Genomic DNA, 21989 nt, shown 5'->3' with positions numbered 1-21989 from the left:
TTTGAAAACAATTCGCTGACCGTGCGATGCAGCCGGCCGGGCCATTGAAACTCGACGCGCGCCCATGCGTGCGTTTTAGCCCCTACTCCAGTTGAAATACCTTAAGATCGGCACCCCTTGGCATTCTTTCATCATAGCGCGGCAGCGAAAAGCCGCGTTGCCGCATTCGCATCCGACGGTTTCGTAACCCTGTTCAAGAATCGCTCCTGGACGGAGTTTGCTCTCTATCTCCTATTGGCAATCACCTGCCTGGGCATCGCCATCGCGGTGGCAACGCTCCTTTATCCCATCGATACCCTGGTCGCAGGCCCGGTGGAGAATGGCTGGTATGAGACGATACAAATAGGCATTCTCGGTCTGACGGGCCTTGTCGTCTTGCGCCTGGCTCTCACAAGCCGGCACGAGATTTTCTATTTTTCGGCATGCCTTGCCATGCTGATACCGCTTGCCATGGTGCGCGAGACGCCGCGGTGCGGGTCACCCTTTTATGACGGCGGCGCGTGCCTGACGTCCGATGGCAAATTTCTGATTGTGAGCCTGTCTATCTCCGTGGTCGTCGCCATCCTCTCGGTCCGGCGCGTGCCCATGGCGAAATCCTGGAACGAACTGACCTTTTTCTATGCCATACCGGCGGTATTGACCGCCTTGATGCTTCTCGGTTCTGAAATGGTGCTCAAACTGCCGTCGGCCTGGATCGCGGGAATCTTCGTTTGGCTTGAAGAGACGCTCGAACTCGCTGCCTATCTCAACCTTCTGGGGTTCGTGATCGCGCTTTCGCTCAAGCCCCGATGGTTTACGACCGACCTTTCGAAAAACCAGCCCCGCTGAACCAATCGGCCATCAAAGCCCGATCTTCGGGCAACGTCTCGATTAGGGCTTGGCCTCGTCAGCGCTTCTTGACCCAGCGCCGATCCTCGGTCTGCTGCCAGTAGGTAAGATCGTGTCCGGCGGCCTTTTCGGCTTTCCAGCGCTCACGCGCACGAGACATCTGTTCGGTGTCGAATGCGTCGAACATATAGATCCCGCGCGTATATCCGCCGAGATCGCCGGGCGTCGCACCATCCACCATAAAACGCACGTTCGGACTGTTCGCCTCCTGCTCCGCAGCTATCGTCAGCAGAATTGGCTGGCTTTCGGGATGCCCCTCCAGGTCCGTTCCGTGCGGCAGGAAGCTGTCGTCGCGAAATGTCCACAGCACATGGTCGATGGCATCCCGGCGCTCGTCGCTGGTGCATTGCACGACGACACGCCATCTCCGTTCGAGCGAACGCTGGAGAAGGTCCGGCAGGGCCTCCTCCAGCCGGCTCTCGGTGAGGTGATAGAAGAGGACTTCCGCCACCGGATGCCTACCTATGCGCTGGAGAAACAGGCATTTTTGCTCTAGCGGACCTCGTAGTGATCGCGAACCAGACGCTCAAGCAGACGAACGCCGAAGCCGGACGCCCAGGACTGATTATAGGCGTTGCTCGGCGAGCCCATCGCGGTGCCGGCGATATCGAGGTGGGCCCAGGGCACATCGTTGACGAAGCGCTGAAGGAACTGCGCGGCGGTGATGGAGCCAGCCGCCCGGCCACCACCGATATTCTTGATATCGGCGAACTTGCCTTCGATCATCTTGTCGTATTCCGGGGCGAGCGGCAGACGCCACACCTTCTCCCCGCTCACGGTTCCCGCCGAAAAAAGGCGATCGGCCAGTTCGTCGTTGTTCGAAAACAGTCCCGCCTGATGATTGCCGAGCGCAACGATAATCGCGCCGGTCAAGGTCGCAAGATTCACCATGAACTTCGGCTTGAACCTATCCTGGCAGTACCAGAGGGCATCAGCGAGCACGAGCCGACCTTCGGCGTCGGTGTTCAGAACCTCGATTGTCGTGCCTGACATGGCGGTGACGATGTCGCCGGGTCTTTGGGCCTTTCCATCGACCGAATTTTCGACGAGGCCGATGATACCGATCGCATTAACCTTCGCCTTGCGCGCCGCGAGCGCATGCATGACGCCGACGACGGCAGCCGAGCCGCCCATGTCGCCCTTCATCTCGTCCATCGATCCAGCCGGCTTGATCGAGATACCGCCGGTATCGAAGACCACGCCTTTGCCGACGAACGCCACCGGCTGCTCGCTGTCACCTGCGCCGTTCCAGCGCATGATGACCAGGCGCGGCGGGCGGGGCGAGCCCTGCGAGACTCCGAGCAGCGCGTTCATCTTCAGGTCCGCGAGTTCGCTTTCGCCAAGAACCTCCACCTCGACACCGAGGTCCCGGAGTTTTTCGGCACGTTCGGCATATTCAACAGGCCCCAGCACATTGGCGGGTTCGTTGACGAGATCACGGGCGAGCATGGTGCCATCGCTCAGCGCGCGCTCGGCCTCGAAGGCCCGCTCGGCCGCAGCCACATCCGAGACGAGGATGGTGACGTCCGCGGCCGGCGTTTCGTCCTCTTCGTCCTCGTCTTTCTTGTTCTTAGTCTTGTAGCGGTCAAACTCATAGGCACGCATACGCATTCCCGCGCCGATCGTTGCGGCCTCTTCAGCGGAAATCGCGCGGTCATCGCCGCTTGCGGTCGAAAGCGTGATCTTTCGCATGCCCTTTGTCGCAGCGGCGATCGTGCCGCCAAGCTTCAGCCAGTCTTCCTCGACCGGTTCGCGATCGAGATGCGTACCGATGACGAGAAGACGATCCACCTCGATAGCGGAGGGAGAGACCAGATCGAGCTTTGAGAGGGCCTTGCCCTTGAAGCGGCTGGATGCGGCGGCCTTGGCGACGAAATCGCGCAAGGACGAATGTTGCTCCGCCAGAGCGGCGTCCTTTCCGGCCAGTATGACGAGGACGTCCTCAGCGCTTTCGTTGATATCTGCGAATCGGATGGTGGGAAGGCTCGCCATGTTGGGTCCAGTTTCTTAAGCGCATCAAATGATTGAGCGGGCTCTTACCCGCCATTGTTTGCAATGCCTATCATGGGCCACGACGCGGAGAAAACCAGATGACGGCTTTGCAGAGGACGCAAATCTCGCGTTAAGGACGATTGTTCGCGGATCATTAGTTCAAATGCGATACGTTCCGGTAAGGATGATAGCCCCACAGGCTTGTGCGCCGGGGTCGCAATTTGGACGCGTTGCCATTCGAAACACGCCGGCGAACGTGAAGCAGAGGCCGGATGACTCTTATTGAACGATATATCTTCCGCCGCGCCCTGACGTCCGCATTTGGTTCGCTCGTCTCCCTCGCCCTCATCGTCTGGATCGTGCAGGCATTGTCTCGCATCGATATCGTCAAGACGAGTGCATCGGCGGCGGGCAACATTCTCTGGATCGCCCTGATGCTGCTGCCGAACCTCGCAGCCGGCGTCGTCCCGTTCGCCATTCTCATCGGATCGATCCTGGTTCTGAACGGGCTCAATGCCGACTCCGAGCGTGCCGTCATCGCCGCATCCGGTGCTTCGATGAAGGTGATTCTGCGGCCGATCATCTATCTGGGCCTCGCAGGCGGACTGCTCGTCGCGACCGTCTCCCATGGCATAGGCCCGCTTGCGTCAAACGCTTTCTACAACGGTATCCGGTCGATCAACGTGGATACAATCACGCTTTTCCTGAGACCGGGCCGGTTCGAACGCATCTCGCCGGATCTTGTGATTTCCGTCGGCGAAACGAACGGCAAAGTGATCGAAAGTCTCTTCATTCATGACACGCGCGATCCGGAAGTCGAGCTGACCTATTTCGCGGCCGAAGCATCCATTCTCGACACCGACGACCAATCCGTCCTGATGCTGTTCGATGGGCAGCTTCACAGAAAGCCCACGCACGGCAATTCGGTGTCGGTGATCGAATTCCAGACATACGCGTTCGATCTTTCGGATTTGAAGCCGACCAATGACGGCGACTGGACCCGTACGTCGGAACTTTCGACCCTCACTCTGGTCAATCCAGACCCCAACGACGCCCTTTATCAGAACGCCCCGGGAAGCTATGTGGAGGAAGCCACCGAGCGGTTCACTTCGTGGCTCTATTGCTTGGCGTTCGCGCTTTGGGCCGTCGTCGTCGCCGGTCAACCGCAGACAAACCGGCAGGCTTCGAACGCGGCAATGACGCTGGGACTTGCCGGGGCCGTCGGGCTCAAGGCGATCGCCTTTCTGGCCTTAAGCGTCGTCTCCGACAATCCTGCCCTTGCGTTCTTCGCCTACCTTCTTCCAATCTCGGCGTGCGCATTCAATATCTTTCTGATCATGCGGGGTACGAATCTCGCTCAGGCACCGGTCATACAGACGCTCTTCGACGTGCCGCGAAAGCTCGTCGAGATTGCCAGGAACATCATCAGCTCACTATCGGGCCGCCGCCGCGAGGGCACCGCGCGATGAAACGCTGGACGCTCAACCGCTATTTCTTCAGGCTCTATCTCTTCAACTTCTTCTCGACGCTGATCGCAATCACAGCATTGATCTACCTCATCGATCTCGTGGAACTGGGTCGACGATCCATCCTCTCGGATGGGTCTTTCGGCCTGCTGCTCGCCTTCTCCGCATTGCGAGTGCCGTCGTTCATCGAACAGGCCCTTCCATTCATCGTCCTGTTCTCTTCGATCTTTACGATGATCTCACTCAATCGAAGGCTGGAGCTCGTCGTCGCGCGCGCCGCCGGCGTATCGACATGGCAGATCCTCATCCCGTTTCTTGCCGGCTCGCTCTTCCTCGGTCTTCTCGCGACATTCGCCTACAACCCGCTCTCTGCGATGGCGAAAGCGAAGGCGGCCAGCATTGAGGCATCGACCGAGGGCAAGGAGCCTGCCAACACCGCCCTGCAGACACCCTGGCTTCGCCAGCGCGCCGAAGGTGTCACTTCGATCATCGGTGCCAAACAGGTTGCCGAAAACGGGCGTGTCTTATCCGACGTATCGGCGTTCATCTTCGGCACCGACGGTTCGGTGGAAACCCGGATCGACGCGCCACGTGCCGAATTGGGCGAAGAGGAATGGATCTTGCTGCGGCCGAGAGTGACGCGGATTGGTTACACTCCGCGTGATCTCGTCGAGTACCGCCTCCCGACAAGCCTCAAACCAGAGTATATCGAGCAGAGACTGGCCGATCCTGAAACGATTTCGATTTGGGAACTCGGTTCAAAGATCGACGCCGCCGCGAGCTTGGACTTTAACTCTATGGCATTCTCCATGCAGTATCATACGCTTCTCGCACAGCCTGCGCTGTTCGTGGCGATGACTGTTCTGGCGGCGACCGTGGCCACGCGCTTCTCACGAACCGCGCAGCCTGGGCGGGTTTTCGTTGCTGGAGTGCTCGCGGGTTTTGTGCTGTACGTCGTGACGTTCTTGGCAAAAGCCCTTGGTAGCAACGACATCGTATCACCAATTATCGCGGCCTGGTTTCCAGTCCTGGCCGCAGGACTGTTCGGCGTAACGATCCTGCTGCACCAGGAGGATGGGTAGAGTGAGTGAATTGAGGGGACGCGGCGCATTGCTGATGGGGATCGGCGAACGCTCGCACAAAACGGTGCTTCTCTGCAGTACGGCCCTCGGCCTGTACGCAGCGTTTGCGACCGTCGGTGCGAAGCCAGCCATGGCACAGGCTGTGCCGGCACTGACTGCTGACGTTCCAAGTGACGCGCAGCTGTTTCTGGAAGCCGACACCGTGACGTATGACAGCCAGCAGGCGCTGGTGACGGCATCCGGAGGCGTTCAGGTCGACTATGGCGACTATAAAGTCGTCGCGCGCGAGCTGGTCTACAACCAGAAGTCAAGACGACTCATCGCACGCGGCGATGTCGAACTGCAACAGCCGGACGGCAATCGCATCTATGCGGATCAGCTCGATCTGACGGACAACTTCCGGGACGGATTCATTCAGGCGCTCCGCATCGAAACGCCGGAAAACACCCGCTTTGCTGCGGCGTCCGCCACGCGTGCCGATGGCTCGGTGACCACGTTCAATCGCGGCGTCTACACCGCTTGCGAGGCATGCCGCGAAAACCCGGACCGCGCGCCCCTGTGGCAGGTCAAGGCGCGCAAGATCGTCTGGGATCAGCGGGAAAAGGAAATTCGCTACTACGATGCGCAGTTCGAATTCTTCGGCGCCCCGATCGCCTATCTTCCCTATTTCCAGTCTCCCGACCCGACGGTAAAGCGGAAATCCGGCTTTCTCACTCCGCAATTCAGGTCTGGAGATAATCTCGGATACGGCTTGCGCGTGCCCTATTTCGTCGCGGTTTCAGACGACAAGGACTTCACGGTCGCAGGCACCTATTACACCAAGCAGGGCTTTCTCGGCGAAATCGAGTACCGGCAGGCGTTCCAGAACGGCATCTTCACCATTCAGGCCGCCGGCATCAGCCAGCAGGACCGATTCGCGTTTTCGGACGACAATTTCTTCGATGGCAACAAGGTCGTGGAGAGCCCCGACTTCGCCAACACCAATCGTGGTATGATCGGCACGAAGGGGCGGTTCGCGCTTTCGGAACAGTGGACGTTCGGTTGGGACTGGCTGCTCCAGAGCGATCAGAACTTCGCCAACACCTATGATATCGACGGTTTCAGCGATTCGCCCCATACATCGGAAGTCTATCTGACCGGCCTTGGTGACCAGAGTTTCTTCGATCTTCGCGTGGAAGAATTCGACTACCAGACCATCTCCCCGGACCTCGACGACGAACAGCCGACCGTTCTTCCTGTCTTCGATTACGAGCGCATCGAACAGGAAAGCGTGCTCGGCGGCGAAGTCAAACTCAACCTGAACGTGACGTCTCTCAGCCGTGACAAGGCCGATGTGAGCCGCATCTGCGATACTTCGCTGATGCTCAACGCGAACTTCCAGGAGGTTTGCGTCGCGCCGACCAACGGGTTCCAGTTCAATCCGAATTTCAATCGAAACAACGGTCTCGACGGCGACTATACACGTGGCACGGCGGAGTTCTCCTGGTCCGACAGCTACACGATGCCAATCGGCCTCGTTCTGACGCCGACCGCCTCGCTTAGAGGCGATCTCTACTCCGCCGACATGCACTCCGATGGATTGGACAATTTCTTCTATTCCAACGGCGTGCTGCAATCCGTCGTACCGAACAGCGGCGCGGTGGATATCGACGGATCGGGATCCCGCGGCATGGCCATGGCGGCCCTCGAAGCGCGTTATCCCTATCTGATTCAGGTCGGCGGCGTCTCCCATGTGATCGAGCCGATCGGCCAGATCATTGCACGCAACAACGAAGAAGACATCGGGCTTATTCCGAACGAGGATGCCGGCACGCTCGTGTTCGATGCGACCAACCTGTTTTCTTTCAACAAGTTCTCCGGCTACGACCGTATCGAAGGCGGTTATCGTGCCAATGTGGGCCTGCGCTATTCGGCCGACTTCGGCAACAGCTGGATCATCAACGCCCTGGTGGGTCAGTCATACCATCTCGGCGGTCGCAATTCGTACGATCAGGTCGATCTCACACTCGTGGGCTTCGACTCGGGGCTTGAAAATGACGTCTCCGATTATGTTGGTCTCGTCTCTCTCCAGACGCCGTTCGGCATCACCCTTGGAACACAGGGTCGGTACGCTGAAGATGACCTGGCGCTGAAGCGCCAGGATGTCTACGCGAGCTACGCTTTCGGCAACGGCCTCGGCAGTGCGACGGTGAGCTATACGAACATCGCTGCGCAGCCGATCTATGCCTCCCTCGATGATCGACAGCAGGTGTCGGGTTCTGCCACGCTAAACTTCGCGCAAAATTGGACAGCGATCGCCAGTGCTTCCTACGATCTCGAGAATGATGCGCTGGTCGATCAGGGGTTTGGCATCCGTTATGCCGACGAATGCTTCAGCCTGCTCGTGAGCTATAGCGAGACGACCGACCGCTATTCGCTGGAATCAGAAGAAAAGACCCTGATGTTCAACGTCGGATTCAGGACCATTTCCGACTTTCAGCAGAGCATTGGCTTTGGCGATTAAGGGCGTCTATCATTCGGGCGCCAAATTGACCGCATTTCCATGCTTTTGCCCCATCCAGACTGTACGCGGCCGCAAGAAGACCTGACCTGAGAACAAGGGAAAGAAGAGCATGCAGAACGTGACGTCGTGGTTGATGCGTGGAGCGATGGTGGCCATGCTGGGTCTCGGCGGGCCGGCATCACTCGGTTTTGGACCCGTCAGCAGTCAGGCGGCCACTGCGGTTTCGGTGGTTGTGAATGGCATGCCGGTGACGACCTACCAGATCCGCCAGCGAGCAGCTTTTCTGAAGCTCCGTCGGGTGGGTGGTAATACCACCCAGAAGGCGACCGAAGAGCTGATCGACGAGGCGCTGAAGCGTCAGGAAATTCAGCGTCAGGGCGTCAGCATTCCCGATCAGGCCGTCGAAGCGGCCTATCTGAACTTTGCCAAGAGCAACAAGCTGTCCGAATCCCAACTCGCGCAGGTTCTTCGGCAGGCTGGCTTCTCGCCGCAAGGCTTCAAGGACTATATCCGCGTGCAGATGGGCTGGGGCCAGGCCGCTGCCAAGCGTTTGCAGCGGGAGGAGCGCCTCAGCGAGCAGGACGTCGTCCAGCGCATGCTGGCCCAGGGTGGCCAGAAGCCTTCGACCACCGAATACACCCTGCAGCAGGTTATCTTCGTCATTCCCAACGGCGAGCGGGGATCGCTGCTCGCCAATCGCAAACGCGAGGCCCAGGCTTTGCGGTCACGCTTCAAGTCCTGCGATTCGACCTTTGCCTTCGCGAAGGGCTTGCGTGACGTGACGGTTCGCGATCTCGGCCGCGTTGCGCAGCCGGAACTGCCGTCCTTGTGGAAGGATGACGTCATCGCGACCTCGCCGGGTCGAGCCACACCAGCAAAAGAAACAGAACGCGGCGTCGAGTTCATCGCAGTGTGCAATGCGCGCAAGATCTCTGATGACAGGGCAGCGCAGATGGTCTTTCAGGCGCGTGACATGGAGTCGCTCAACAGCAAAGGGAGCGGGGCCGATGCGGACCTGCTGAAGCGGTTGCGTGACGAGGCACAGATCGTCCGGCGCTAACGGATAAGGCTGATGACATCCGCAAACGACCGACGTCCGCTCGCCGTTACGATCGGGGAGCCTTCAGGCATCGGTCCGGATCTCATTCTCGATCTTCACCAATCCGGCCTCCTTCGGGAGGCTGGATGCTTCGTTCTGGGCGACCCGGACTTTCTGGCTGGCCGCGCAGCCCGTCTGGGTCAGCCGATCGCCATCGAAACGATCAGCACGCCTGCGCAGACGGATGCATGCGCACGCGGAGCGCTTCCGGTCCTGCCACTAGTCAACAAACAGGGTGATACGCCCGGCCAGATCGATCCGGCCAACGGGGCTGGAACCATTGAGGCGATCGATAGGGCGACCGCGCTGGCGCTCGACGGTGCCATTTCCGCCATCGTGACCGCACCGATCGAGAAAAAAGCGCTTTACGATGTCGGGTTTCGGCATCCGGGCCATACGGAATATCTCGCCCATCTCTGTTCAAAGGCGATCGGCGTTCCCGTCATGCCGGTCATGCTTCTGGCTGGCCCGGACCTTTCCTGCGTGCCCGTCACGATCCATGTTCCCCTCGAACAGGTGCCGAGGCTTCTGACCGAAGACCTCATTCTCGAGACCTGCCGCATCGTTGATCGAGATCTAAGGGAAAAGTTCGATATCGCGCGGCCAAGGCTCGCTGTCGCCGGGCTCAATCCGCACGCCGGAGAACGCGGCGCCATCGGCCTCGAGGATGAGACGATCGTGCGTCCTGCGATCGAGAAACTCCGGGTGGAGGGCATCGAGGCCAGAGGGCCGATACCGGCCGACACCATGTTCAATTCTCGTGCCCGCAAGGGATATGACGTCGCGATCTGCATGTATCACGATCAGGCGTTGATCCCCGCGAAAACACTCGCCTTCGACGAGACCGTCAACATCACGCTCGGTCTTCCCATTATCCGAACATCGCCGGACCATGGCACGGCGTTCGACATCGCCGGCAAGGGCATCGCTCGTCCCGACAGCTTTCGCGCGGCGGTTCTCAAGGCGCGGGAGATGGCCGACGCTTCGATCGGACATACTCAGACGCCACACGCTTCGGTTTCGCACAATTGAGCCCGATCGACGATTTGCCGCCGTTGCGGACGGTGATTTCCGAACACGATCTGGCGCCGCGAAAGCAGCTCGGTCAGAACTTTCTTCTCGATCTCAACCTGACCTCGAAGATTGCCAGGCAAGCCGCACCGCTGGAACATAGTACGGTTCTGGAGGTTGGCCCAGGCCCCGGCGGCCTGACGCGCGCGCTGCTTGCCAATGGTGCTGCGAAGGTCGTGGCGGTCGAGAAGGACCCCCGTTGCCTGCCGGCGCTTGAAACGATCCAGGCGCGCTATCCGGATCGCCTCGACGTCCGGCAGATGGACGCCCTCGATCTCGATCTGGCGGAGCTTTCGGCAGACGGACCGCTGAAGATCGTCGCCAATCTTCCCTACAATGTCGGGACCCAGCTTCTGGTCAACTGGATCGCGGTCGAGGCATGGCCACCGCGCTGGGATAGCCTGACGCTGATGTTCCAGAAAGAGGTCGCGGAGCGCATCACGGCAGCGCCGCGAACGCCCCACTATGGGCGACTTGCGGTTCTTGCCGGTTGGCGTACCGAAGCGCGCATTCTCTTCGACGTGCCGCGCGAGGCCTTCACGCCGCCGCCCAAAGTCACCTCCGCCGTGGTGCAGCTCACACCGCGTAAGACGCCCCTTCCGGCATCGCTGTCAGCGCTGGAGCGCGTGACCACGGCTGCCTTCGGCCAGCGCCGAAAGATGCTACGCCAAAGCCTCAAACCGCTTGGCGGCGAAGCGCTTCTGACGACAGTGGGCATCGATCCGCAACGGCGGGCGGAAACACTGTCGATCGAAGAATTCGTGTCGATCGCCAACGCGATCTGAGCGCGGTCCCCTATCTGTTGAGCCGCGACCTGACGGCAGAACCCGCAGCACTCTATTCCAGGGGCTCGCTCAATAACTGATCTGTATAGGCCTGAAGTCCGGGACGGCGCTCGCGCTTCAGACGCTCGGCGGTAATGATGGATCGGACAGCTTCATAGGCCTGATTGAGATCGTCGTTGACGATCACGTAATCATAGTCGCGCCAGCGTTCGATCTCCACTCGGGAATTGGCGAGCCGTATCGCGATGGTCTCTTCGGAGTCTTCCGCCCGGCGACGGAGCCGCGAGCGGAGTTCCGCCATGGATGGCGGCAGGATGAAGATCGAGACGACATCGTCGCCAGCCTTTTCCTGAAGCTGCAGGGCGCCCTGATAATCGATGTCGAACAGCATATCCTGACCGCTCTGCATCGCCGCTTCGGCCGGCCCACGCGGGGTGCCGTAGAAGTTGCCGTGAACTTCCGCCCATTCGAGCAGAGCGTCCGCATCGCGAAGCCGGATGAATTCCTCGCGGTCGATGAAGCGATAATGCACACCGTCGACCTCGCTACCGCGACGCTTGCGCGTCGTCACGCTGATCGAAAGTGCGAAGCTGCGATCGGCCTCCATAAGCGTGTGGGCAATCGTCGACTTTCCCGCGCCCGAGGGTGAGGAGATGACGAGCATCAATCCTCGACGCTCGATCAACATGTCCGTTTTGGCCTGATGTGGAATTGTCTTCATTCGATATTCTGGACCTGTTCCCGCAACTGATCGACTGCCACCTTCAGATCGAGCCCGATCGCGGTGAGAGAGATGGAATTGGATTTGGAACAGATCGTGTTTGATTCGCGATTCATTTCTTGCGCGAGAAAATCGAATCTCCGTCCCACGGGGTCGTCTGTCGCAAGAAGCTCACGCGCACTGGCAACATGACTTTCGAGCCGGTCCAGTTCTTCGCCTACATCGGCGCGGATCGCCAACATCGCCAGTTCCTGGAGGAGACGCGGCTCATCAAGCGCATGATCGAGGACCTGTTTCGCCTGTTCCTCAATGCGGCGTCTGACTTCCGCAGGTGATCGACTTCGATCATCCCGCGCGCTTTGCACCAAGGCCTCGATGCGATCTACGAGGCTCGTCACGACGTGTGTGAGATTCGCACCTTCGTCTGCGCGCGCTGCCTGTAGCGCTGCCAGCGCTTCCTCGAAATAACCGACGGCTGCCTCGAGAGGCGCGTCACCGACCGTCTCGCCACCGCGCCCATCTTCACCTGTCTCGATCACACCCTTGAGCGCCAGCAGACCGTCGGCACGGGGCAAGGCGGCACGGCCTTGCGCCACCATGCGATCGGATATGTCGAGAAACGCTTCGAGGCGCGCTTCGTCAATGGAAATCGTGTTTCGGCTTTTACCGGGCCCGGCATTCAGAACCGCATGAATATTACCGCGAAAGAGCGTGCTGCCGGCGATCGTTCGAAGCCGAGGCTCCAGGGCCTCGTAGCCCGAGGGAAGGCGCAGGCGAAGATCGAGATTGCGACCATTCACGCTGCGCAGCTCCCAGCGCAGCGAAACGCCTTCGCACTCCCGCTCAATACGGGAAAAACCGGTCATACTGATAAGCGGCATGTCCGCGCTCCAAGAAAGACAAGCGGTTCTTTTGCCACAAACAGGAAAGGACGCAATGGAAGGCTCGCTATTGCGAAGCCTGCTCCGCATCGGCGCGGCGCTCGCGTTCGATCGCCCGGTACTTCTGAACGTTTCGGTTATGCTCGTCGAGCGTCTCGGAGAAGACGTGGCCGCCGGTGCCGTCCGCCACGAAATAATAGTCGTTGGTATCGAGCGGATGCGCCACGGCCTCCAGCGCCTTGCGGCCGGGAATGGCAATCGGGCCGGGGGGCAAGCCTTTGATCCGATAGGTGTTGTACGGCGTGTCGCTGTCGATGTCCGAGCGGGTGATCGGTGCCTCGCTCGGTTTGCCGGCGCCGCCATAGATCCCGTAGAGGAATGTCGGATCGGACTGGAGCCGCATGCCCTTGCGCAGGCGATTTACGAACACCGAAGCCACATGGGGCCGTTCCGATGCAACGCCGGTCTCACGCTCGACGATCGACGCCAAAGTCACGAATTGCCCGATGTCTTCGATCGGGAGACCTTCGTCGCGCCCCTCCCAGATCTCCTCAATCATCTGCTCCTGGGAATCGTGCATCGCCTGAACGAGCTGTTCGCGGGTCATGCCGCGTTGGACCATGTGAGTTTCGGCCTGCAGCATACCTTCGGGCGGGAGCGAGGGCATCGACCCGGTCAAAATCTCCGAGTTCGCAATCCGCTCGAACGCGCGCTGAACCGTCCAGCCTTCCGGGATGGTGATCGCATGCTGAACCGAGTCACCTCGTGCGATCTTCTCCATCACATCGCGCATGGAAATGCCGGCGTCGAAGGCATATTCGCCGGCCTTAAGCTGGTTGCCGACATTGGAGAACTTCGCACCCAGCTTGAAGATCTGCGCATTCGAAATGACGCCGCGTTCTTCGAGCCCTTCCGCGATCGCATTAAGCGAACTGTTCCGGGCGACCACGAAATTCGTTTCATCGCGCAGCGGGCCCTCATTCTCGAACTCGCCCTTGCCGAAATAGAAGACGAAGCCGAGCGCTAGAACGCCGAAGAATGCCAGCGACATGCAGAAATTCAGGAAAATCACGAGCTGGCTGTGCGCAAGGCGCGAACGCCGCCTGGGCTTGCGGCCCGGCTTGCCCGCGAGCGCGGTCCGCTCATTGGTTTCCGAGAGTTCGGCCTTGTGATCCTGACTCAACGCTCGCCCCTTAAAAGCCATATCCCCATACGGGAATCGTCCACCACGCTAATGTGGCAAAAGCCCGGCGTGAGGCTTGTCTGCGGGTCGCACTTGCCGCTGCAGCATCAGCGAAACTTTAGAAAACCAGCGCCTCATCACCCGTCGGTAATCCGGGCGGCGGTTTCCAGAACAATCGGTTCGAGCGCTTCAAGACAGCGAATATCGAAGACGCAGATCGGCCGCGATAGCAATGAAAGCGAGGCGCGGCTCTGTCAGCCGGCCACCGCGTAAGTCGTTAGCTGAGACGAGAACAGGTCTTTTAGTCAGCTCGATCGTCCGAAAGTGCGCCTCAGTCGACGACGCGGCGCATCACAAGAGAGGCATTCGTTCCGCCAAAGCCAAACGAGTTCGAAAGAGCGATATCGATCTGCTTTTCGCGCTTCGTGTTGGCGCAAAGATCGATCTTGGTCTCGACCGACGGATTTTCGAGATTGATCGTCGGCGGTGCGACATTGTCGCGGATCGCTAGCGCCGAGAAGATGGCTTCGACAGCACCAGCAGCACCCAGAAGATGACCGACGGCGGATTTGGTCGAGGACATCGTGATCTTGTCCGCAGCGTCTCCGACGAGACGTTCGAATGCCCGCAATTCGATTTCGTCGCCGAGAGGCGTCGACGTTCCGTGGGCGTTGACGTAATCGAGCTGATCTGGCGTGATCCCGGCCCGCTTCAGCGCAGCCGACATGCAGCGATAGGCGCCATCGCCGTCCGAAGCCGGTGCCGTGATGTGGTAGGCATCGCCCGACAGGCCGTAGCCGATGATCTCGGCATAGATCTTCGCGCCGCGCGCCTTCGCGTGTTCGTATTCTTCGAGAACAACGATACCGGCGCCTTCGCCCATAACGAAGCCGTCACGATCGCGGTCATAAGGACGGGACGCACGATGGGGCTCGTCGTTGAAATGGGTGGAAAGCGCCCTGCAGGCGGAAAAACCTGCGAGCGAAAGCCGGCATACCGGCGATTCCGCCCCGCCCGCGACCATCACGTCCGCATCGCCGAGAGCGACGAGGCGAGACGCATCACCGATCGCATGCGCACCGGTGGAACAAGCCGTCACGACCGAATGGTTTGGCCCTTTCAGACCGTGACGGATTGAGACATGCCCGGAGGCGAGATTGATCAGGCTACCTGGGATGAAAAACGGTGAGACCCGGCGCGGGCCTTTTTCCGCCAACAGAAGCGAGGTACGCTCAATCCCTTCGAGACCACCAATACCCGATCCGATCAGCGCACCGCTGCTAATCTGGTCCTCGTAGGATTCGGGATGCCAGTTCGCATCGTCCAGCGCTTCGGCTGCAGCGGCGACGGCGTAGACGATGAATTTGTCGACCTTGCGCTGTTCCTTGGGCTCCATCCAGAGATCGGGATTGAAGGTCCCGTTCTCTCCGTTGCCCTTCGGAATCTCGCAAGCGATCTTGCACGGAAGGTCGTCAACTTCAAAGGAATCGACACGGTTCGCACCGCTCTCGCCCTTCAAAAGCCGTTTCCAGGTGCTGCCGACATTTCCTCCCAGGGGAGAAACCATGCCGACGCCTGTGATTACAACTCGTCTCATTTCACGCACAATCGCCGAACCATTCACACCCACCGTCCGCCCTGGCCACTTTCCATGAAGTGGCCACCAGCCTGCCTGCAAGCGCCAAAGGTTTGTTCGCAACCTCCGGCGCCGAGCTTTCGGTGATCAGGAGGTCTTGTTCTTTTCGATGAAGTTGACCGCGTCGCCAACGGTCAGAATCGTCTCAGCAGCGTCGTCAGGAATCTCGACACCAAATTCTTCCTCGAACGCCATGACGAGTTCGACGGTGTCGAGGCTGTCGGCGCCCAGATCGTCGATGAAGCTCGCATTCTCGGTAACTTTGCTTTCTTCGACCCCGAGATGCTCGACGACGATCTTCTTTACGCGTTCAGCGGTATCGCTCATTGTGAGTCCTCTGCTCCAGTGACCTAGTCGCTGCCCTCGTTAGACGTGCGACCGATGTTTATCAAGCGCCCTGCCCCTTCACTGTGCAGGATAACGCCGATGGGTTTTCCTTAAAGGCCTTTACGGCCGGCTCAGATCATCGCCATACCGCCATTCACGTGCAGCGTCTGCCCCGTGATATAGGCGGCTTCGTTCGAGGCGAGGAAGACGGCAGTGGACGCGATTTCGGACGCTTCGCCCATCCGCTTCATCGGAATCGCACCCATGATCGCATCGCGCTGCTTGTCGTTCAGCTTCTCTGTCATGGCGCTGGCGATGAAACCAGGCGCGATGCAGTTGACCGTTACATTGCGCGAGGCAATCTCGTTTGCCAGCGACTTCGAAAATCCGATCATGCCGGCCTTGGCCGCGCAATAATTCGCCTGACCCGGATTTCCGGTCACACCCACGATCGAGGTGATGTTGATGATCCGGCCGAACCGGCGGCGCATCATCGCGTGGGTCAGGCCACGTGTGATTCGGAAGGCGGCCGTGAGATCGATTTCAAGAACCTTGTCCCAGTCATCGTCCGACATGCGGACGAACAGCCCATCCTTGGTGATGCCGGCATTGTTGACGAGAATATCGACGCCCTCGAGCACCTTGTCGGCCTCTTCCGCCAAAGCCTTCTGCCCGTCGCGATCGGACAGGTCCGCTGGCAGCACATGGACGCGGTCGCCCAGTTCCGCAGCCAGTTCATCCAGCGCTTCACGGCGTGTCCCGTGAATACCGACCGTCGCGCCGGCCGCATGAAGGGCGGTCGCGATCGAGCGGCCGATGCCGCCGCTGGAGCCGGTCACAAGCGCCTTGCGCCCCGTCAGATCGAACATGGTCTACCTCTTATATGTCTGCTTGCAGATCGCCGCAGCCGGACGTCGGCTCAGCCGATTCCTTGCCCTTTCAGCCGCGATCTTTCAAGAATGTGGCAATATCATCGGGAGTCCCGACGGGTTTTGCCGAAAGCCGCTTGTCGATACGCCGCGCAAGACCCGAGAGAACCTTGCCGGCGCCAATCTCGGCAAGATCGCCCACGCCGTTTTCAGCTGCGAACAACATCGACTCGTTCCAGCGGACCGCGCCCGTCACCTGCTCCACCAGCCGGTTGCGAATGGCATCGGGATCGCTGGTCGCATCCGCCGTCACATTCGAGATGATGGGAATTGCGGGCGACGATATAGCAGCGTCCTTCAATGCCTCAGCCATGCGCTCGGCAGCCGGCTGCATCAGGGCGCAATGGAACGGCGCGGAAACGGTCAGCGGTATGGCGCGCTTCGCGCCCCGCTCCGACGCCAGAGCAATTGCCCGATCGACCGCCGCCTTGCTGCCCGAGATCACGATCTGGCCGCCGCCATTGTCGTTCGCCGGCTCGCAGACCGAACCTTCGGCAGCAACGTTGCACAACTCTTTGACGCCATCCATGTCGAGACCGAGGATCGCGGCCATGGCGCCTTCGCCCTCTGGGACGGCCTCCTGCATGGCATTGCCCCTGATCCGCAAAAGCTTTGCCGTGTCGGTGAGACTGAGAGCGCCGATCGCGGCAAGCGCCGAATATTCACCAAGCGAATGACCGGCCGCGAACGCTGCGTCCGAAACGGCAAATCCCTCGCTTTCGAGCGCGCGGAGAGCCGCCAGCGAGACGGCCATGAGTGCCGGCTGGGCATTGGCCGTCAAAGTCAGTTCCTCGATCGGCCCTTCGAAGATCAGTTTCGACAGATTCTCGCCCAGGGCCTCATCCACCTCATCGAACACGGCCCGGCTTTGCGGATAGGCATCATGTAACGCCTTTCCCATACCGACGGCCTGACTGCCCTGCCCCGGAAAAACGAGTGCCAATGACATGGTATGATCTCCTCCATGAGCCGATTTGATCACCGGCTTCTATGACGTGATAGCGCCACTTGAGCTGAGGGAGTGCCATGTTCAGCAGCAGACCGCACTGTCAAGCTCGTGTCGCATCTCTTCTGGTGAAGTATGGTTCAGCCCGACAGGTTTCCAACACGAACCCTGTCCTTGCGGTCTCGCTGTTGCTTTCGAAGGACAAAACGGCTATCTGCCGCCCGTCGACGTTTGAGAACCCAGCTGGGGGCTGAACGGAAGGCTGCCGGCAATGCCGGTTTCTTGGGGATCAAGAGATCTCCGGCTTCCCGTGTCTCCGCTCTCGACCGTTTTTCGCATGATGCGCCTTTCCTTCGATGTTCGCCATTCTGAGCGGACCCGAGAAAGGTCGCTGAGGCTTAGCCGTTGGGTTCTCGTCTTCAGTCGATACAAAGAAACTGGAAAGGCGAACCGATATGGCTCTTTACGAGCACGTATTCCTCGCACGTCAGGACGTTTCGAACAGCCAGGTTGAACAGCTGGTCGAAAACCTGCGTGGCATTCTCGAGTCTGGCGGCGGCAAGGTCGGCAAGGTCGAAAACTGGGGTCTCAAGACCCTGGCCTACCGCATGGATAAGAACCGCAAGGCTCACTATACCCTCATGAACATCGACGCCCCGTCGGCGGCGGTTCAGGAGATGGAGCGCCAGATGCGCTTCAACGAAGACATCCTGCGCTTCATGACCATCCGCGTCGACGAGCACGAAGATGGCCCGTCCGCGATGATGCAGAAGCGCGACGACCGTGGCCCGCGCCGTGGTGGACGCGACGATCGCGGCCCGCGCCGTGACCGCGAAGACCGTGGCCCGCGCCGCGACCGCAACAGCGATTCGGAGTAAGTCATCATGGTCGATATCGCACAGCTTCCGACCCGCCGTCCGTTCCACCGTCGGCGCAAGTCCGATCCGTTCTCCGGCAACGATGCGCCGAAGATCGACTACAAGGACGTTCGTCTGCTTCAGCGCTACATTTCCGAGCGCGGCAAGATCGTTCCTTCGCGTATCACGGCGGTCTCCCAGAAGAACCAGCGCGCCCTTGCCAAGGCAATCAAGCGCGCCCGTATCCTGGGCTTGCTGCCCTATGTCGTAAAGTAAGACGGCACGTCATGGAAATTCGAGGCGGGGCCGACATGCGTCGGCCCCGCCTCGCCTTCCCTCCGCGACACGGCAGCGGTCGGTAGAGAAAATGCCAAAAGCCGGGTTGGGGCCGAGCCCCTAACTGCGAAATGCAGGACAGCAACGAGACATGACCCCTTCAACGATCCTTATCGCGATCGGCGCGGCATTGACGAGCGCCCTGCTTTTTGCGGGTCTCGCCACGCAGTCAGCCCTTGCCGTGGGTTTCGCTCTCGCGACCCCGGTTCCGATAGCCATCGCAGGTCTCGGCTGGGGTTCGGCCGCCGGCTTCATTGCAGCATTCGCCGCACCTGTCCTCATCTTCGTTTTCTCCGGCAATCTGCCGACGTCGCTGACCCTCGCAATCGCGATGACCATTCCGACGGCGGTCTGTTGCCACCTCGCGCAGCGCAAGTTCGCGGTCGCGCCGCCGATCGAAACCCCGCACTCACCGCACGACATTCAACCGAGTGATGCCGCGATCGAATGGATGCCGATCGGGCGTATCCTCTTCGTTCTGACGACCCTTGCGGCCATCGCTTGTGTGTTGATTGGTTGGCTCCTCGGCTACGACGCGGATACGGTTCGCACCGCGATGACCGCTGCCTTCGTGGAATCGGGTAACGAACTTGATGCAGCAGCGCAGCTGCAGCTCAAGAATCTCGTGTCGGTCATCGTCGACCTCGTTCCTCTGATCCAGCCGTCGGTCCTGACCCTGACCCTCGTCGTGTGCCTTCATCTTGGCTCAGCGATCGCACGCCGGTCGGGCCGGCTGGAGCGGCCAAAAGACGATCTACCCGCGGTAACGTCATTGCCACAGGACGCTCTCCTGCTTTTTGCCTTGACCCTCAGCGGCACATTCCTGACCGGCTCGGCTGGCCTGATCGCGACGGTCTTCGCAGGGGCATTCGGCACCGCTTTCGCGCTTGTCGGCCTCGCTCGCCTTCACAAGCGAACACAAGGTCGACCGGCGCGGGGCCTCATTCTTTTCGTGGTCTACACCGCGATCCTCTTCCTCACCTTCCCGCTCTTCGTCTTCGTCATCATCGGCATCGTCGATGTCTGGCGGCACGGAGAACGGCTTCTCCCGAGCAGGCCCGGCTGAAAAGGCCGGCGCCCGTCAAAGTGCTTGATCAAGCAAACCCCAGAAAAGGAACTCAACCATGGACGTCATTCTTCTCGAACGCATCGGCAAGCTTGGCCAGATCGGCGAAACCGTTCGCGTCCGCGACGGTTACGCACGTAATTTCCTCCTGCCCACCGGCCGTGCCCTTCGCGCCAACGAGGCCAACCAGGCCCGCTTCGAAGCGCAGAAAGAGCAGATCATCCAGCGCAACGAAGAGCGCAAGGCCGATGCTCGCAAGATCGGCGACCAGATCGAAGGCAAGACCTTCGTCGCCGTTCGCTCCGCCGGCGAGAGCGGTCAGCTCTACGGTTCGGTCTCGGCCCGCGACATTTCCGAGCTCATCGGTCAGGAAGGCTATAAGGTCGGCCGCAACGAGGTGGACCTGCAGCAGCCGATCAAGCAGATCGGTGTTCACGAAGTGACCATCGCGCTCCACCCGGAAGTCGAAGTGAAGGTGAAGGTCAACATCGCCCGCTCCGCCGACGAAGCCGAGCGTCAGGCTGCTGGTGAAGACCTGACCTCTTACGAAGCCATCTACGGCGAGGAAGAGCCAGAATTCGGCGGCGACGAGAACGCGATGGACGAGGATCGCGACGACGAAGAACGCATGCCGATCGATGAGGCGGAAGGCGAAGAGCAGGCCAGCTAAGCTTTGGCGGCTAAGCACTAACGTCCGCTTTCAGAGCATTTTGAAGGGGTCCCTGTTCAGGGGCCCCTTTTTTGTTCGTCCGGCCGTCATAGAGTCGGGTGCGGCGACTCGACACAGCTTCAAGCTGAAAATGTGCCTGCTTCAAAAATAGCAGCCGGAAATACGGGACGGTGATCATGAACGGGCTTCTCAACTTCTATTTGAAGAAGATTATCACCAAAGGCGCCTTTCGGCTGACGGATGCGAAAGGCGAGGTCCATGAATTCGGCGATGCGACTGGCACACCGGTCCATATTCGTATCAATTCGGCAAAGGCCGAGCGGCAGATCGCGTTCAATCCGGGCCTTAAATTCGCCGAGTGCTATATGAACGGCGAGGTCGACATTCTGGAGGGGGACATCTACGCGGTTCTGGCTCTGGTCTTTGCCAATGCCGGTACGAATGTGTCTCGCCAGCCCTGGATGCAGGCCGTTGAGATGGCCCGTCTGACTGTGCGCAAATTCGTGCAGCACAATACGCCCTTCCGAGCCCGTCGTAACGTCCATCACCATTACGATCTCTCCCGCAAGCTCTACGACCTTTTCCTCGATTCCGACCGACAATATTCGTGCGCCTATTTCGAACATGCCGATGACGATCTGGAGACCGCGCAGCTCGCGAAGAAACGTCACATCGCCGCCAAGCTGAAGCTCGACGCGCCCGATCTGAAGGTTCTCGACATCGGATGCGGCTGGGGTGGGCTCGGGCTTTATCTCGCCGATCGTGCCGGAGCGGATGTCACCGGCATCACATTGTCCGAAGAGCAGTTGCTGGGAGCCCGTGAGCGGGCAGACGCGGCGGGCGTCACCGACAAGGTTCAGTTCGAACTCAAGGACTATCGCGCGGTGGAAGGCTCGTTCGACCGGATCGTTTCCGTCGGCATGTTCGAGCATGTGGGTCCGGATTATTACGACGACTATTTCCGGCATGCCTTGCGCCTGATGAAGGACGATGGCGTGATGCTGATGCACACCATCGGTTGCTGGGGCATTCCGACCAACACCAATGCCTTTATCGGCAAATATATCTTTCCCGGCGGCTATCTCCCGGCTCTCTCCCAGATCATGTCGGCCGTTCAGAAGGCCGGGCTCATCGTGACCGATGTGGAAGTGCTTCGCCTTCACTACGCCGAAACGCTGAAAGCATGGCGGGAGCGGTTCACCGCGCGACGCGACGAGGCAAAGGCGATCTACGACGAGCGGTTCTGCCGAATGTGGGAGTTCTATCTCGCCGCGTCCGAGTGCTCATTCCGCTATCAGGATTATTGCGTGTTTCAGCTGCAGCTCGCAAAGCGAGTTTCGACCCTGCCGATCACCCGCGACTATATCTTCGATGCGGAACAGACGATGCGAGCCAAGGATCGCGGCATTTTGTCGGCGAATGCCGGGCGCACGCCGGAACAGGTCGCTATCGCCTAGATCCAGAGCGATCCCCGTAGTTGTCCACAGCGATCCCCGCATTCGGATGACCCTTCACAACAGCGCGGAAAACGCGCCTCGATGTGATTGTCAT

Annotated in this window: 21 protein-coding genes; 12 read left to right on the top strand and 9 right to left on the bottom strand. The window is 59.9% G+C overall.

Annotated elements, in window-relative coordinates; translation table 11 throughout:
• Positions 1-117: 117 nt before the first annotated feature.
• Positions 118-828: a hypothetical protein gene (locus ABDX79_RS01805; RefSeq protein WP_346218540.1), complete on the top strand. Its 711-nt coding sequence runs from the start codon at positions 118-120 to the stop codon at positions 826-828.
• A gap of 58 nt (positions 829-886) precedes the next feature.
• On the opposite strand, the gene ABDX79_RS01800 is transcribed toward ABDX79_RS01805, so the two are convergent.
• Positions 887-1339, bottom strand: a complete 453-nt coding sequence (locus ABDX79_RS01800; RefSeq protein WP_346218539.1) for a DNA polymerase III subunit chi — start codon at positions 1337-1339, stop codon at positions 887-889.
• Between the two features lie 41 nt (positions 1340-1380).
• Positions 1381-2880 (bottom strand): leucyl aminopeptidase, encoded by a 1500-nt coding sequence (locus ABDX79_RS01795; protein WP_346218538.1) that lies wholly within the window; start codon positions 2878-2880, stop codon positions 1381-1383.
• Between the two features lie 272 nt (positions 2881-3152).
• On the opposite strand from ABDX79_RS01795, the gene ABDX79_RS01790 reads away from it, so the two are divergent.
• The 6 genes from ABDX79_RS01790 (at position 3153) to rsmA (ending at position 10886) form a co-directional block, all read left to right on the top strand.
• Entirely contained in the window at positions 3153-4349 is a 1197-nt protein-coding gene (locus tag ABDX79_RS01790) for an LptF/LptG family permease (protein WP_346218537.1), read from the top strand.
• Complete coding sequence (gene lptG, locus ABDX79_RS01785) at positions 4346-5428, top strand: LPS export ABC transporter permease LptG (protein ID WP_346218536.1); 1083 nt, start codon at positions 4346-4348, stop codon at positions 5426-5428. The genes ABDX79_RS01790 and lptG overlap by 4 nt, the downstream gene beginning before the upstream one ends.
• Before the next feature lies 1 nt (position 5429).
• On the top strand, positions 5430-7931 hold the full coding sequence (locus tag ABDX79_RS01780; protein ID WP_346218535.1) for an LPS-assembly protein LptD: 2502 nt from the start codon (positions 5430-5432) through the stop codon (positions 7929-7931).
• A 109-nt stretch (positions 7932-8040) separates the two neighbouring features.
• Positions 8041-8991, top strand: coding sequence for a SurA N-terminal domain-containing protein (locus ABDX79_RS01775; protein WP_346218534.1), 951 nt, complete (start codon positions 8041-8043; stop codon positions 8989-8991).
• 12 nt (positions 8992-9003) lie between these two features.
• Complete coding sequence (pdxA, locus tag ABDX79_RS01770; protein WP_346218533.1) at positions 9004-10062, top strand: 4-hydroxythreonine-4-phosphate dehydrogenase PdxA; 1059 nt, start codon at positions 9004-9006, stop codon at positions 10060-10062.
• Positions 10059-10886 (top strand): 16S rRNA (adenine(1518)-N(6)/adenine(1519)-N(6))-dimethyltransferase RsmA, encoded by an 828-nt coding sequence (rsmA, locus tag ABDX79_RS01765; RefSeq protein ID WP_346218532.1) that lies wholly within the window; start codon positions 10059-10061, stop codon positions 10884-10886. The genes pdxA and rsmA overlap by 4 nt, the downstream gene beginning before the upstream one ends.
• A 52-nt stretch (positions 10887-10938) precedes the next feature.
• Here rsmA and gmk read toward each other — a convergent pair whose 3' ends face one another.
• The 7 genes from gmk to fabD all read right to left on the bottom strand — a co-directional run bounded on the left by gmk (position 10939) and on the right by fabD (position 17512).
• A complete protein-coding gene (gmk, locus tag ABDX79_RS01760) occupies positions 10939-11607 on the bottom strand; it encodes a guanylate kinase (RefSeq protein WP_346218531.1) in 669 nt (222 codons plus the stop codon).
• The gene (locus tag ABDX79_RS01755; protein WP_346218530.1) at positions 11604-12488 is read right to left on the bottom strand and encodes a YicC/YloC family endoribonuclease; all 885 of its coding nucleotides are present in this window, start codon (positions 12486-12488) and stop codon (positions 11604-11606) included. The genes gmk and ABDX79_RS01755 overlap by 4 nt, the downstream gene beginning before the upstream one ends.
• 67 nt (positions 12489-12555) lie before the next feature.
• A complete protein-coding gene (mltG, locus tag ABDX79_RS01750; protein ID WP_346218529.1) occupies positions 12556-13671 on the bottom strand; it encodes an endolytic transglycosylase MltG in 1116 nt (371 codons plus the stop codon).
• 331 nt (positions 13672-14002) lie between these two features.
• Positions 14003-15268 carry a beta-ketoacyl-ACP synthase II gene (fabF, locus tag ABDX79_RS01745; RefSeq protein ID WP_346218528.1) on the bottom strand — a complete coding sequence of 422 codons (1266 nt, stop codon included), beginning with the start codon at positions 15266-15268 and terminating at the stop codon, positions 14003-14005.
• A 126-nt stretch (positions 15269-15394) separates the two neighbouring features.
• Entirely contained in the window at positions 15395-15634 is a 240-nt protein-coding gene (locus ABDX79_RS01740) for an acyl carrier protein (RefSeq protein ID WP_346218527.1), read from the bottom strand.
• Between the two features lie 131 nt (positions 15635-15765).
• Positions 15766-16503: a 3-oxoacyl-[acyl-carrier-protein] reductase gene (fabG, locus tag ABDX79_RS01735; RefSeq protein WP_346218526.1), complete on the bottom strand. Its 738-nt coding sequence runs from the start codon at positions 16501-16503 to the stop codon at positions 15766-15768.
• Between the two features lie 70 nt (positions 16504-16573).
• Positions 16574-17512 carry an ACP S-malonyltransferase gene (fabD, locus tag ABDX79_RS01730; protein ID WP_346218525.1) on the bottom strand — a complete coding sequence of 313 codons (939 nt, stop codon included), beginning with the start codon at positions 17510-17512 and terminating at the stop codon, positions 16574-16576.
• Between the two features lie 452 nt (positions 17513-17964).
• Between fabD and rpsF the strand changes: the two genes are divergently transcribed.
• From rpsF to ABDX79_RS01705, 5 genes are all read left to right on the top strand, one after another.
• Positions 17965-18387: a 30S ribosomal protein S6 gene (rpsF, locus tag ABDX79_RS01725; protein WP_346218524.1), complete on the top strand. Its 423-nt coding sequence runs from the start codon at positions 17965-17967 to the stop codon at positions 18385-18387.
• Positions 18388-18393: 6 nt separating this feature from the next.
• Positions 18394-18642: a 30S ribosomal protein S18 gene (rpsR, locus tag ABDX79_RS01720; RefSeq protein WP_007066672.1), complete on the top strand. Its 249-nt coding sequence runs from the start codon at positions 18394-18396 to the stop codon at positions 18640-18642.
• A gap of 151 nt (positions 18643-18793) precedes the next feature.
• The gene (locus tag ABDX79_RS01715; protein WP_346218523.1) at positions 18794-19768 is read left to right on the top strand and encodes a hypothetical protein; all 975 of its coding nucleotides are present in this window, start codon (positions 18794-18796) and stop codon (positions 19766-19768) included.
• A gap of 58 nt (positions 19769-19826) precedes the next feature.
• Positions 19827-20438, top strand: coding sequence for a 50S ribosomal protein L9 (gene rplI, locus ABDX79_RS01710; protein ID WP_346218522.1), 612 nt, complete (start codon positions 19827-19829; stop codon positions 20436-20438).
• A gap of 176 nt (positions 20439-20614) precedes the next feature.
• The gene (locus ABDX79_RS01705; protein WP_346218521.1) at positions 20615-21895 is read left to right on the top strand and encodes a cyclopropane-fatty-acyl-phospholipid synthase family protein; all 1281 of its coding nucleotides are present in this window, start codon (positions 20615-20617) and stop codon (positions 21893-21895) included.
• The last annotated feature ends 94 nt before the right edge of the window (positions 21896-21989 follow it).

The sequence above is a fragment of the Fulvimarina fulva genome (genome assembly GCF_039652615.1).
Lineage (GTDB): Bacteria > Pseudomonadota > Alphaproteobacteria > Rhizobiales > Rhizobiaceae > Fulvimarina.
The sequence above is the reverse complement of the archived record's forward strand: the minus strand, read 5'-3'. Positions and strand labels throughout refer to the sequence as shown.

Coding starts and splice junctions, on each gene's coding strand:
- ABDX79_RS01795 (WP_346218538.1), bottom strand. CDS start 2,880: ATGGCGAGCCTTCCCACCATCCGATTCGCAGATATCAACGAAAGCGCT.
- ABDX79_RS01705 (WP_346218521.1), top strand. CDS start 20,615: ATGAACGGGCTTCTCAACTTCTATTTGAAGAAGATTATCACCAAAGGC.
- ABDX79_RS01790 (WP_346218537.1), top strand. CDS start 3,153: ATGACTCTTATTGAACGATATATCTTCCGCCGCGCCCTGACGTCCGCA.
- ABDX79_RS01775 (WP_346218534.1), top strand. CDS start 8,041: ATGCAGAACGTGACGTCGTGGTTGATGCGTGGAGCGATGGTGGCCATG.
- ABDX79_RS01715 (WP_346218523.1), top strand. CDS start 18,794: ATGACCCCTTCAACGATCCTTATCGCGATCGGCGCGGCATTGACGAGC.
- ABDX79_RS01755 (WP_346218530.1), bottom strand. CDS start 12,488: ATGCCGCTTATCAGTATGACCGGTTTTTCCCGTATTGAGCGGGAGTGC.
- ABDX79_RS01740 (WP_346218527.1), bottom strand. CDS start 15,634: ATGAGCGATACCGCTGAACGCGTAAAGAAGATCGTCGTCGAGCATCTC.
- lptG (WP_346218536.1), top strand. CDS start 4,346: ATGAAACGCTGGACGCTCAACCGCTATTTCTTCAGGCTCTATCTCTTC.
- pdxA (WP_346218533.1), top strand. CDS start 9,004: ATGACATCCGCAAACGACCGACGTCCGCTCGCCGTTACGATCGGGGAG.
- rplI (WP_346218522.1), top strand. CDS start 19,827: ATGGACGTCATTCTTCTCGAACGCATCGGCAAGCTTGGCCAGATCGGC.
- rpsR (WP_007066672.1), top strand. CDS start 18,394: ATGGTCGATATCGCACAGCTTCCGACCCGCCGTCCGTTCCACCGTCGG.
- fabD (WP_346218525.1), bottom strand. CDS start 17,512: ATGTCATTGGCACTCGTTTTTCCGGGGCAGGGCAGTCAGGCCGTCGGT.
- gmk (WP_346218531.1), bottom strand. CDS start 11,607: ATGAAGACAATTCCACATCAGGCCAAAACGGACATGTTGATCGAGCGT.
- fabF (WP_346218528.1), bottom strand. CDS start 15,268: ATGAGACGAGTTGTAATCACAGGCGTCGGCATGGTTTCTCCCCTGGGA.
- rpsF (WP_346218524.1), top strand. CDS start 17,965: ATGGCTCTTTACGAGCACGTATTCCTCGCACGTCAGGACGTTTCGAAC.
- fabG (WP_346218526.1), bottom strand. CDS start 16,503: ATGTTCGATCTGACGGGGCGCAAGGCGCTTGTGACCGGCTCCAGCGGC.